General features: G+C 62.7%; 7 protein-coding genes and 3 pseudogenes. 7 read left to right on the top strand and 3 right to left on the bottom strand.

Going from position 1 to position 11,815, the window contains the following annotated elements:
• The 6 genes and pseudogenes from X735_RS0135235 to X735_RS138215 all read left to right on the top strand — a co-directional run.
• Window positions 1-383 (top strand): HlyD family efflux transporter periplasmic adaptor subunit (locus X735_RS0135235; protein WP_081734992.1); only part of this gene is annotated, 383 nt, incomplete at its 5' end.
• A 726-nt stretch (window positions 384-1,109) separates the two neighbouring features.
• Window positions 1,110-1,910 (top strand): hemolysin expression modulating protein, encoded by an 801-nt coding sequence (locus tag X735_RS138205; RefSeq protein ID WP_031213793.1) that lies wholly within the window; start codon window positions 1,110-1,112, stop codon window positions 1,908-1,910.
• Between the two features lie 502 nt (window positions 1,911-2,412).
• Window positions 2,413-3,929 (top strand): annotated as a pseudogene (locus X735_RS01000000166435) (type I secretion system permease/ATPase).
• Window positions 3,871-5,014, top strand: a pseudogene (locus X735_RS01000000166430) (HlyD family type I secretion periplasmic adaptor subunit). The pseudogenes X735_RS01000000166435 and X735_RS01000000166430 overlap by 59 nt, the downstream one beginning before the upstream one ends.
• A 274-nt stretch (window positions 5,015-5,288) precedes the next feature.
• Window positions 5,289-5,726 carry a hypothetical protein gene (locus X735_RS138210; protein WP_023813918.1) on the top strand — a complete coding sequence of 146 codons (438 nt, stop codon included), beginning with the start codon at window positions 5,289-5,291 and terminating at the stop codon, window positions 5,724-5,726.
• A gap of 175 nt (window positions 5,727-5,901) precedes the next feature.
• The gene (locus X735_RS138215; RefSeq protein WP_155930618.1) at window positions 5,902-7,011 is read left to right on the top strand and encodes a DUF4432 family protein; all 1,110 of its coding nucleotides are present in this window, start codon (window positions 5,902-5,904) and stop codon (window positions 7,009-7,011) included.
• On the opposite strand, the gene X735_RS1000000170350 is transcribed toward X735_RS138215, so the two are convergent.
• The 3 genes and pseudogenes from X735_RS1000000170350 to X735_RS138220 all read right to left on the bottom strand — a co-directional run bounded on the left by X735_RS1000000170350 (window position 7,008) and on the right by X735_RS138220 (window position 10,928).
• Window positions 7,008-7,490: an alpha/beta hydrolase-fold protein gene (locus X735_RS1000000170350; RefSeq protein WP_280940295.1), complete on the bottom strand. Its 483-nt coding sequence runs from the start codon at window positions 7,488-7,490 to the stop codon at window positions 7,008-7,010. The genes X735_RS138215 and X735_RS1000000170350 overlap by 4 nt on opposite strands.
• A 520-nt stretch (window positions 7,491-8,010) precedes the next feature.
• Window positions 8,011-10,060: pseudogene (gene fhuB / locus X735_RS01000000166425) on the bottom strand (Fe(3+)-hydroxamate ABC transporter permease FhuB).
• The gene (locus tag X735_RS138220; protein ID WP_023813914.1) at window positions 10,053-10,928 is read right to left on the bottom strand and encodes an ABC transporter substrate-binding protein; all 876 of its coding nucleotides are present in this window, start codon (window positions 10,926-10,928) and stop codon (window positions 10,053-10,055) included. Before X735_RS138220 ends, fhuB begins: the two are co-directional and overlap by 8 nt.
• A gap of 604 nt (window positions 10,929-11,532) precedes the next feature.
• Between X735_RS138220 and X735_RS1000000170440 the strand changes: the two genes are divergently transcribed.
• Entirely contained in the window at window positions 11,533-11,787 is a 255-nt protein-coding gene (locus tag X735_RS1000000170440; RefSeq protein ID WP_031213787.1) for a hypothetical protein, read from the top strand.
• Window positions 11,788-11,815: the final 28 nt, after the last annotated feature.

Below are 11,815 nucleotides of genomic sequence, written 5' to 3'. Positions count from 1 at the left end.
CCCCCGCCGATCCGATCATGCTAATCGTGCCGGAAGGCGACGATCTTGCGCTTGAAGTACGAATCACCCCGAAGGACATCGACCAAATCCAGCTTGGTCACAAGGCCGTGCTGCGGATGTCAGCCTTCAATCTGAGAACCACGCCGGAATTGAACGGATATGTCAGCCGGATCGCAGCCGATCTGGCGACGGACGAAAAAAACGGCATTTCGTATTACCTGGTGCGTCTATCGGTTCCGCATGCGGAACTGACGAAGCTCAAGGACCTGACGCTCGTGCCCGGCATGCCGGCCGAAGCGATGGTCCAGACGGGCGAGCGTACGGCGCTTTCCTATTTTGTGAAGCCGCTGTCGGACCAAATCAGTCGGGCATTCCACGAGTAATGAAAGCAATTCTGTTAGCTTGGCGTAGGCCGCGTCGCGTAGAGCCCGTGCGGCCGACGTGCGGAAGCTGTCGTTCCGAGATCCTTGAACTCTCGGCTCGCGCGAACGCGCTCCCTAATGTTCCATTGCTCGCAATGGGCAGTGCTGGCGAGATACTCGGCAACACAGCCCTATGCCTGTTCTTCCGAGGCCGGCTTGACGGTGAGCGAATGCGTAACGCAGCTGTGAGGACCCGTCAGTTGTCGTTTCAGCTCGGCTTCGGTCAACTTCGACAGCCTGTCGGCGAAAGGTGCTATCACGAGACCATTGGCGGCAAATTGCCCTCCCCTTGTTGCGCGGTAGCAGCATGCGTGTCGGGGAAGGAACCGTCTCCGGCCCCCCCCATTCATCGCTGAGCCGCGCCGTACCCGCCGCCACCGGAACTTGTCCACGTCCAGCGCTTACGGTGCGGGTATGCCGGCGTCGAGCAAACAGGGAGAGGTTTGGGCCCAACCAGGGCGGCCGGTTACCAAGTTTTACTCGTCCGCTTGAGTGTGAATGTTCGGGTCGATCGTCTGGGCGCGTCCCCGCCGCCTGCGAGCCCGCTACTGCTCAGCGGAAGGGCGAAGTGAACGTGAATGCATCCATTTCGTAAATGTGTGTCTATCCAAGCAATCGATTTCTCTAATTACCCGATGAGCAATATGAACGCGTCAGGCAGGGTGCATCATCAGGAGTATTTTTTCGATGGCAAACATTATCGAGGGTAGCCCGGATGCCGAAACACTCCTCGGCACCAAGGGTGAAGATTGGATGGAGGGTTTCCAGGGCGGTGACTGGATTGACGGTCGTGGCGGCAACGACGAGATCTCGGCTGGCCCGGGCAGTGACCGAGCCCTTGGCGGCGAGGGTAACGACCGCATCTTCGGCGGAGATGGCTGGGACGATCTCTCCGGCGACAACGGCCGCTTCAACGCGCGCATCTCCGGTGAGGACAATGACAGGCTCAGCGGCGGTCCCGGCCAGGATGTCCTCTACGTGGGTGACGGCCAGGATACGTTGACCGGGGGCACCGACAATGACACGTTCGTGTTCCAGTTCCACAATCCGGTGCCTGGGGTCGATCCGAGTGTCGGGTCGAAGCCGGACATTACCACTATCACCGATTTCAACCCGGCGGAGGACAAGTTCGCCTTCGATGCGGTGGGCCTCTACAACGACGGTTTTGGCGCGAACTTCGTCAACAACGCCAGTATACAGTCCGGCTACCCGGTGAGCAGCTTCTACAGTGGCGCGGCCTCGGGTGCGAACGGCGAACATGTCGTGGTAATCACTGGCGAATCTTTCAACTCTGCTAATGAGGCAGCGCGTGCGATCTCCGGCGAGCACGCCGGCGACATCATTGTCTACCAAAGCAGCTACACCGACAGAGTCGCAACTCTGGCCTATGTCACCGCCGACGGCAGCGCGCACGAGTTCGCCCACCTGGGCGGTGTGGTCACCGTGGCCGACCTAGGCCTGACCGCGTCGGACTTCACCTTCGTTTGATCCAGAATACCGATACGGAACCGCGCCCCGCCCCCCTGGGCGGGCGCTTTCCCGTTTCCGCTACTTGCCATGGGCCGGGGCGGCCGAGGGGCGCCCGGGAGCAGTTGCAGCGTGGATAGCTTGACGAAGCCCTGCGCGTCGCGCTGGTCGTGCACCGAAATCTCCTGAAAGTGTGGAGGCGGAAGCCTGTCCGGGCCCTTGCGGCCGGCCACGATGACGTTGCCCTTCCAAACGTTCAGCCGGACGGTTTGTTGACCCGCTCCATTAAATGCCGGGACCAAACATATTCGGCGGGAGCACTGATCCTGAACCAGCGAGCGGATGCAGTCGGTCGCCGGTCGGGGAGCAATATGGGGCTGAGTCGCCAGCCTCCGGAACTTACGTGAGAAGCCATTCCTTGAAGGATTCAGCTTTGAGACCTTTCCCTCTGAGTTCCGCTATTTGGGGCGTTGTGTTGATCAGCGGCGCGGTCAACGTGCTTGCGCTGATCTCGCCGCTGTTCATGCTTCAGGTCTATGACCGCGTTCTGGCAAGTGGCAGCGTATCGACGCTGGTGGGGCTCGTCGTGCTTGCTGCGGGGCTTTATGCGTTCCAATGCCTGCTCGACATTTTGCGCGCCCGCGTGCTGCTGCGGATTGGCGAGCGTTTCGATGGAGAGTTTTCCGGACGCGTTCACGATGCGATCGTTCGCCTTCCGCTTTCAACGCGCATGCCGGGCGACGGCTTGCAGCCGCTTCGCGATCTCGACAATGTTCGCGGCTTCTTNGGCCGATAAGCGATACCGTTGCCCACAACATGGCACGCAATGGTCTGCTGCAAGCAGCGCGTTGCAATGCCGAGGTCGTGCGAGCTCTCGGCCTTGGAAAGCGGATCGCTGCCCGATGGCAAAAGGCCAATGCCAAGTATCTGGCCGCCAACCGGAAAGCTGGGGACGTGGCAGGTGGGCTGGGTGCCATTTCAAAATCGCTGCGCGTGCTGCTGCAATCGGCCATTCTTGCCGTCGGCGCGTACCTTGTCATCAGACAGGAGGCTACGGCCGGGGTTATGATTGCCAGTTCGATCATGATGGGGCGTGCGCTGGCTCCGGTCGATCTGGCCATTTCAAGCTGGAAACCTTTCCTCATGGCGCGCCAGGGTTGGGCGCGGCTGGAGGACCTCTTGGAAAAGGTTCCTGAATCCGCTCCTGTTATGCCAATGCCTGCACCTGAACGCGAACTGCGCCTCGAAGGCGTGACAATCGTTCCGCCCGGCGAAAGGAAGCCGACCGTGACCGGCCTTGCGTTTGCCATTCAGGCGGGAAGCGCACTCGGGATCATCGGTGCATCGGGCTCGGGCAAGTCGACACTCTCGCGCGCCATCGTCGGCGCATGGGCGCCGGTCGCCGGAAAGGTTCGCATCGACAGCGCAAGCCTCGATCAATGGGACCGGGAAGCACTAGGCCGTCATATCGGCTATCTGCCGCAAGGTGTTGAACTGTTCGACGGCACCATTGCCGAAAACATTGCTCGTTTTGAAGATAATCCTGACCCTGAGGCTATTGTCGCCGCGGCGAAAGCAGCGGGCACGCACGAACTGATCCTCCGATTTGAGCACGGCTACGAAACTCCGATCGGTGAGGCCGGATCGGCACTTTCCGCCGGGCAGCGCCAGCGTATCGGTCTTGCCCGTGCTCTTTATCGAGACCCTTTCCTTGTTGTGCTGGATGAACCCAATGCCAATCTCGATGCGGAAGGCGAGGCTGCGGTCGTTAAGGCGATCGCCTCCGTGCGCGAGCGCAAGGGCATTGCGGTTGTCGTCGCCCATCGGCCGAGCGCCATCCGCGCCGTGGATTTGGTGTTGGTGATGGAAGGTGGACGGCAGCGAGCATTCGGTGCGCGTGATGAAGCACTTTCCAAAGTCCTGAAGGGGACAGCGATGGCACGAGGCGCTGGCGTCAAGGCCATCGAATCTACACAGGATCATGTGGGAGAGCGCGCTGACATGGAGGATCCCGGTGTCCGGCATTCATCAGAACAATGACGTTTCCAGCTCCATTCGCCGCCACCTGGTGGCGGGCCTTCTGGCGAGCGTAATCTTTGTGGGAGGAGCCGGAGCCTGGGCGGCCTTCACGAATCTCTCCGGTGCGGTTGTCGCGTCCGGACACTTTGTCGTCGATTCCTATGTCAAGAAGGTGCAGCACCCGACCGGCGGGGTGGTGGGAGAAATCCTGGTGCGCGAAGGCGATAAAGTGAAAGCCGGCGACATCCTCATGCGGCTCGATGCCACTCAGACGCGCGCCAATCTCGCCATAGTCACCAAGCGGCTCGATGAGCTCGCCGCCTACCAGGCAAGACTCGATGCTGAACGTGACGATCTCGCGGAGATCGCCTTCCCGGACTGGCTGCTCGTCCGAAGAGATGTTCCGGACGTAGCTTCGGCAATACATAGCGAGACGCTGCTGTTCGAATTCCGCAGACAATCCCGCGACGGAAAGCAGGCGCAACTGGCGGAACACATTACTCAATATCACCACGAGATCGAAGGATTCGAGGCGCAGGAAATTGCCTGTGAAAAAAGGATCGAGGTTCTCCTTAAGGAAATTGCTGTTCTGAGTGGGCTGCGCGACCAAGGCATTGTCTCGGACCAACGGTTGAACAGCCTGAAGATCCAGGTTGCCACTTTCGGTGGCGAACGCGGTGAGAAGATCGCACATCAGGCACAGACTGCAGCCCGCATAGCCGAAACGCGCCTGCAGATCCCGCAGATCGATCAGGATTTCAAGACCGAAGTCGGCCAGGAGCTCAGAGAGGTTCAGGCGCAGATCGGGGAGTATGGTGAGCGCAAGGTGGCGGCTGAACAGGAACTGCGACGGATCGATATCGTCGCGCCGCAGTCAGGCACCATTCAACAACTCGCAGTTCATACGCTCGGCGGAGTGATTACGCCCGCCGATCCGATCATGCTAATCGTGCCGGAAGGCGACGATCTTGCGCTGGAAGTACGGNCTAACGCTCGTGCCCGGCATGCCGGCCGAAGCGATGGTCCAGACGGGCGAGCGTACGGCGCTTTCCTATTTTGTGAAGCCGCTGTCGGACCAAATCAGTCGGGCATTCCACGAGGAATGATAGTAATCCACAGAAATATATTGTTGGTATTTATGTTGGTTGTTCGCAGGCTACGTGGGTAGTAACATCCTGAAAGTACTGGCATACTTTCCTCACTTGGATTCCGCCTCTGGGCACCATTTTCCCAAGGTCCGTTCTGGACACACCCCATCGCGTCGCCGCCAGCATCGCCAAGTGAAATCACTTTGCGCACATTGGCCCGCCGAAGGATTTAATTTGCTTGGCCACCCCTCAACCCTAGGGCAAACTGCCTGCCGGGGCTGCAGGAGGTGAAATGAGAGCACGCGCAGCAACGCTTGGGGATCTGGAGGATGTCTTTCGTGGTCTGTCCAAGCGGATGTCGGACGAATACGTGGCGGCCGGCAAGGACAGCAAGATCGCCTACGACAATCTGATGATGAATTTGAAAGAGGGCCGCGCGCACGCGCTTGTCGAGGGCGACAAGGCCGTGGCGATCATCGCCTGGCATGAGAACAGCGACGCCGCCGACACGCTGTTCGCCGCACGGGAGGACTTCTTCCGTGCCGCGACCGTTCGCTTCTGCAAGCGGCATATCCGGCACATCCAGGCGCTCGCCGGCAACCTCGCCATCCACTCGCGCAGCTGGCTGCAGGGGCCGGATGTCGCAAGATGGTTTGGCGTCATCGGCTATGTCGAGCGCGGCCGGGAGAATGGCGCCACTTTGTTCGAGCTGCCGCCGGCTCGCGGATAGGCAATCGCGGGATATTGCCTGGCAAGCTTGCAGTTTCGAGCGCTCTCCCAGGAGGGTGCGAAGAGACTTTTCCACCAGCCGTCCTGGCAGAAGCTGTGAGGCGTGCTGCCGTTGATTTCCAGATGTTTCCTGCGACTATCGGCACGCACACTTGCGGAAGATAGAGGTCGAAACAATGCATCTGGACCACTCCGATCACGTCTTCGTCGACCTCGTGCCCGAGCAGTTCGGCCCGTCGGAAACCATCGTCGCGCGCTATCGCGGGCTTGTCGCCACCGCCTTTCGCTATCGATCCGGCGTTGCCGGGCTTCGGATCAGCAACGCGAAGGGCGAAATCGTCATGCTGCCGTTCCAAGGACAGCAGATCTGGGACGTGACCTTCCTCGGCCGCTCCCTGACCATGCGCTCGATGTTCGATGAGCCGGTCGCGACCCGGGACTATCTTTCCAACTACGGCGCGTTCTTCATTCACTGCGGCGCTACCGCAATGGGAAATCCGGGCCCGGATGATCGTCACCCGCTTCACGGCGATCTGCCCAATGCGCCTTATCAGGACGTGCAACTGATCGCCGGCAGCAATTCCGAAGGACCCTTCATGGCGCTGACGGGGCGCTGCCGACAGACCGTCGCTTTCAGCCATGACTATGTGATGGAGCCGACCGTACGGCTGCAACTCGATGCCAGCAGCGTCGCAGTCGACATCGTGATCGAGAACCTGAAACGCTCGGCCATGGAGTTGATGTACCTGGCGCACATCAATTTCAAGCCGGCCGACGGCGGGCGCCTGGTCGACACCGTAGCGGATGATTCCGCGGACATTGTCGTGCGCCAGACGCTGCCGCCCTTTTTCACACCGAGCGAAAGCTACCTTGCTTACCGCGATGCCGTTGTCGCCGATCCTTCGCGGCATCGCCTGCTGACCAAGGGCGAGCCGATCGACCCAGAACTCGTGCTGACGATGAGGGCTAAGGCGGACCTCCAGGGCTGGGCGCACGCCTTGCAGGTCCATCCGGACCGTACGGCGGATTTCGTCAGCTTTCGCCCCGACGAGCTCAATTATGCCGTCCGCTGGATCACGCGCGGCGCCGACCAGGACGCACTTGGCCTCGTGCTGCCGGCCACCGCCGAACCAGACGGCTATCTTGCGGCCAAGGAAAGAGGCCGCCTGGTTCGCGTCGTACCCGGGGAAAAATTCCGCTGTGCCCTGCGTTTTGGCGCTATGGACGCGGACGCAGCCGCACAACGGCAACAAGCCATCGCAGCGTTGAGAGGTGAAGGCCGTTAGTCGCAAGCCCTGACCGCAAACGCTGCCTGAACCGCGCGATTGACCGTGACCGGCAGGATCGACATGTGGTTCTCGCCGGCGTGCAGCTCGAAGCGCGCGCGCACGCCCGGGAGAGCATCAAGCCGCTGCGCCATTGCCCGCGCGAATTCGTCGGTATGTGTCACCTTCTTCTGCCGCAGGCGCTTTTCCTCGTCCTCGGCGCCAATCTGGAACGGCGCCAGCTTCTCGGTCTCGTACTCGCCGGCCGACAGGATCATGGTCGCCGCCAAACCAGCGGGAACGGCGGCCTCGAAGGTTTCGAGAAAGCGGTCGATGGCACGCTCTTCCCAATAGAGGGCGGGGCTCGCCGCGATCCAGGTCTGGAAGGCAGAAGGCCGCGTGAACAGGGCATAGAGCGCAAACAGACCACCGAAAGAATGGCCATAAAGCGCCTGGCGGCTTGTGTCGACCGTGACCCGACCGGCGACCCATGGCTTCAGNGGAGTTCAGACGTGTGCTCTTCCGATCTCCACCGAAAGAATGGCCATAAAGCGCCTGGCGGCTTGTGTCGACCGTGACCCGACCGGCGACCCATGGCTTCAGCTCGTCTTCGATGAAGGCAAGGAATTCCGCTGCCCCACCCGTCCGGACTTCGGGCGTGCCCTCGTAAAAGGGCGGATAGGTCTTGCCCGGCGGCGGGCCGAGGTCCCATGAGCGGCGCAACGGGTCGTAGGCGCCCTCGACGGGATAGCCAATGGCGACGATGACGCCCCAGCCGACATTGGTGCCCGTTGGATAGAAGGCCTGCGCGCGCATGGCGTCGACCGCCGTGCCGATGACTGCATTGCCGTCGGTCATGTAGAGGACCGGCCAGCCGGCTTCTGGCACCGGCCCGGACGGCACATGCAGGAATATCCGCCAGGGGGCGCCGCCCTGCGCCGGAACAAGATCGTGGACCGTCGTGTCGGCGATCAAGGCTGGCATCGACGTGGACATCGATATCTCCACAAGGGCTAAAGGTCAGCGGCGGCGCAGCAGCCACATCAGTACCGGGCCGCCGATCAGCGTGGCGACGAGACCGGCCGGGATCTGGCGCGGGAAGATGGCGGTGCGGCCCACCCAGTCGGCGGCGACCATGATCAGCGCGCCGGCGAGCACCGCGCCAATGGCCTGCGGCAGCGCACGGGACAGGCCAAGGCGACGGGCAAGGTGCGGCGCCATCAGGCCGATGAAGGTCAGCGGACCGACGATCAGGGTCGAGGCTGCGGTGAGTGCCGCGACCACCAGCAGCACGAAAAGCCGCGTCCTCTTCAGGTCAATGCCAAGGCCCCGCACGGCGGCGGGGCCGAGCGGCAGGATGTCGAGCCAGCGCATGAAGAAAGGCGCGAGCGCAAAGAGGCAGACGGCGATGCCACCGGTGAGCAAGGCGTCGCCGACATCGACGCCATAGGTCGAGCCGGTCAGCCAGTTGAGCAGCAGCATGGCACGCGGATCGCCGGTGGCGGTGAGCACCAGGATCAGCGCGTCGAACAAGGCCGTCAGGGCAACGCCTGCGAGCAGCAGCCGCTCCGGCGCATAGGCGGCACGGCGGCCGATCGCCAGCGTCACCAGCAAAGCGGCGAAGGCGCCGATGGTTGCCGCCGCCGTCTGAACCGGACGTCCGGCATCGGAGAGCGCGAACAGCGCCACCATCATGCCAAGGGCGGCACCGGCGCTGACGCCCAGCACTTCGGGGCTGGCCATCGGATTGCCGGTCAGCCGCTGCATCATCAGCCCGGCAAGCGCCAGCATCGCCCCGGCGCTCAGCGCGGCAAGCACGCGAGGCCACCGCCACGACAGCAAAGGCTGCAACTGGTCGCCGAAGGCGAGGGTCCAGCCATGCGGACCCGGTCCATAGAGCAGGGCCAGCCCGAGCAGCAGAAGCAGGGCCAGGCCGATCGCCGCCAGCACAAGGCCGGGCTTGCTTGCGCGCGGCAGGCGCGCGGCCATCAAGGTCGGGGCTTCCGAGCCAAGCGCAAGGCGTGGCAGCAGCCAGAGAAGCAGCGGCGCGCCGAGAAGTGCTGTGATCGCTCCGGTCGGCAGCAGCGCCTTGCGGTCCAGTGGCGATCTGTACGGCCTGGTCGGCTGTCCACAACAGCGCCCCGCCGATCAGCGGCGCCATCACCAGTTGTTGGCCCAGCCGCCGGGCACCGCCGATGCGCGCGAGCGTCGCCGCGGCCAGGCCGACGAAACCGATGACTCCGACAGCGGCAACGACAAACGCGATCAGGGCGACCGCGGCCGCCAGTCCTGCGAAGCGATAGGCGCCGAGCGGCACGCCGAGGCTGCGCGCGCCTTCATCGTCGAGACCAAGCAGGGCCAGCGGCCGCACCATGAGGAAGATCGCCAGTGCCGCGCCGCCGATGCGTGGCAACAGCCACAGTGTCGTCGACCAGTCCTGCTGGCCCAGCGAACCGGCGCCCCAGATGAACAGGCCGGCCAACCATTCATGCCGCAGCACAATGAGGGCAGCGCCGATAGCGCCGGCATAGAGACTGACGACAAGCCCCGCCAGCACGACCGAAAGCGGTGACAGGCCTTTGTGCCAGGACAGAGCGATGACGGCGGCAAGGGCAACGAATGCGCCGCCCAGCGCCACCCATTCGCGGCCAAAGGCAAGCAGCGACGGTGACAGAAGCGTTGCTAGTGCCAGCGCCAGATAGGCGCCGGCCGAGACACCGACCGTTTCGGGCGAGGCGAGCGGGTTGCGCAGAACCTGCTGCAGGACGGTTCCGGCAAGCCCGAGCGCCGCACCGCATAAAAGGCTGACGGCAAGCCTGGGCAGGAAGGCGTAGTGGACGAGCACCTGCCGCATATCATCAATGTCGGGGGCGGCGAGCGATTGGAGCCAAAGCGCCGATGGCAGCTGCACGGTGAGGTTCGAGACGGTTGCCGCGATCGCCGCCACGACCAACATCACGCAAAGCAGGATCGCGCCTACCGGCTGATTGCTGAAAAAGCTCCACGCGGAGGCCCGGCCGGCAGATGCATGCTTTTCCCCTTGGGCAATGGCCGCAGCATCCTCAGCCACGGGCGGCCTCCGCGGTCATCGCCGACGCCAGGACCCGAGCAAAACGGCGCGCGGATGGAAGCGCGCCAAACATCAGGACGGCAGGAAGGCGCATGATCGAGTGGTTGCGCACGAAGGGCATGGCGTTCCAGACCGGACTTTCGGTCAGCGTGCCGCCAGCGCCCTCAGGCAAGGGTTCGAGATAGGCGAGGCGCGCATCGCTGGATGTTGCCAGCCCGTCGATACCGACGGTCGAAAACCCCCAGTAATTGGTCTCCGCCGTCCACGCGTTGCTGAGCCCGATGCGGTCGAACACCTCCTGAAACAGGCTCTTTGCGCCGTAGACGCGCACATTGCGGGGGTCCAGGAAGCCGACGACATAGATCGGCCGTGCCGACAGCGGCGCCAGTTGCTGGCGAATCTCCGTAAAATACGCGTCTGCCGCCGCGATCAGCGCTTCGCCTTCGCTTTCCTTGCCGACAAGCCCTGCAAGCTGGCGCGTCGCCTCGACGGCGCGCTGATAGGGCTGCCCGGCTTCGGTGTAGAGACCGATCGTCGTCACCGGAGCCACGCGTTCGAGCAGCGGCTTGATGCCGTCGAGATATGGCATGGACAGGATGATGTCGGGCCTGAGCTGCTGCAGGAATTCAAGATTGGGCTCGAGCAGCGTGCCGACATCGGCGATGTCAGGCGGCAGCCGCGGCTCGACCACCCATTTCTCCCAGACCTCCCGATCGGCAATGGCGACCGGGCTGACGCCGAGCATGAGCAAGGTCTCGGTCAACCCGTCATCCAGGCAGACTATGCGCAACGGACGGGCTTCAGCCGTGGAGAACCCCATGCCGGCGAACGGCAGCGTGAAAAGCCCGAGCGCCTGGCGCCGGGTCATTCGGCTGCGCAAGTGATCGGACGCGGCTCTCGACTGGGGCTCTCGGTCTCTCTGCAATGCGGTGCCCTGGTTTTCGGGATACGGTCTCCAGTGACCACTGCCCGGTTGACTATGAAACATGAGTTTAATAGTCAACATTTTGATGGCCTGACAAGTCAACTTTTACGCAACCGCATGCCAGGCGCAGCCGCCGCTTGGCCGCAAGGCGATTCGCCCGTACAACAGCGCTGTGCGATGTGGCCGCCAAAAAATCACGGCCCGCGAAGCCCAATCCGCGCCTCGCATCATTTTTCCTCCACGAAGGCATTCCATGATAGACGAAGCCACGGTCGCCTTTGGGCAGCCGTTTCCTGATTGCCTGAGAGACCAAAGACGGCCAAGGAACGAACCAAAAAAGCCGGCAGCAAGCCGCCGCCTGAAGACGTCAAGGACCGGTCGAACGCATCAAGGCAGCGCGATCGGGTTGCACTCGGCAAGGCTTGATGATTTGTTGCCGCTATACGGAGAACGAATGATGCGAGAGCCTGCCGGTCAAGACGAATACGGGTCGACGAACCCCTTCGATCCGGACGACCTGCCGACGTTGAACGCAATCGGCCCGAGCATGGGTAGCGGCAATGATTTCGAGAGATATGCCGTTGCCGTGATCATCGTGTTCGGTGCGCTGATCATTGGCGGGCTGATGGCCGCATCGATGGTCTTCGGGCACCGCAACGGCTTCCTCTTCGCGCTTGGCGGCGCCACGTCCGCCTGGATATCCGGAAACGCGCTGCTGCTCGACCGGCCGCGTATCTATGCGCTGTTCGTCGGCATTGCCGCCTTGATGCTGGTTGCGTCCACCCTCACGCTGGTCTTGTGACGGTCAAATCGGTGTGAGCCGATCCACT

This window comes from Mesorhizobium sp. L2C084A000, assembly GCF_000502875.1.
GTDB lineage: Bacteria > Pseudomonadota > Alphaproteobacteria > Rhizobiales > Rhizobiaceae > Mesorhizobium.
The sequence above is the reverse complement of the archived record's forward strand: the minus strand, read 5'-3'. Positions and strand labels throughout refer to the sequence as shown.

Excerpts from the sequence above, each read along its gene's own strand:
- X735_RS138205 (WP_031213793.1), top strand. The coding sequence starts at position 1,110 with ATGGCAAACATTATCGAGGGTAGCCCGGATGCCGAAACACTCCTCGGC.
- X735_RS138210 (WP_023813918.1), top strand. The coding sequence starts at position 5,289 with ATGAGAGCACGCGCAGCAACGCTTGGGGATCTGGAGGATGTCTTTCGT.
- X735_RS138215 (WP_155930618.1), top strand. The coding sequence starts at position 5,902 with ATGCATCTGGACCACTCCGATCACGTCTTCGTCGACCTCGTGCCCGAG.
- X735_RS138220 (WP_023813914.1), bottom strand. The coding sequence starts at position 10,928 with ATGACCCGGCGCCAGGCGCTCGGGCTTTTCACGCTGCCGTTCGCCGGC.
- X735_RS1000000170440 (WP_031213787.1), top strand. The coding sequence starts at position 11,533 with ATGGGTAGCGGCAATGATTTCGAGAGATATGCCGTTGCCGTGATCATC.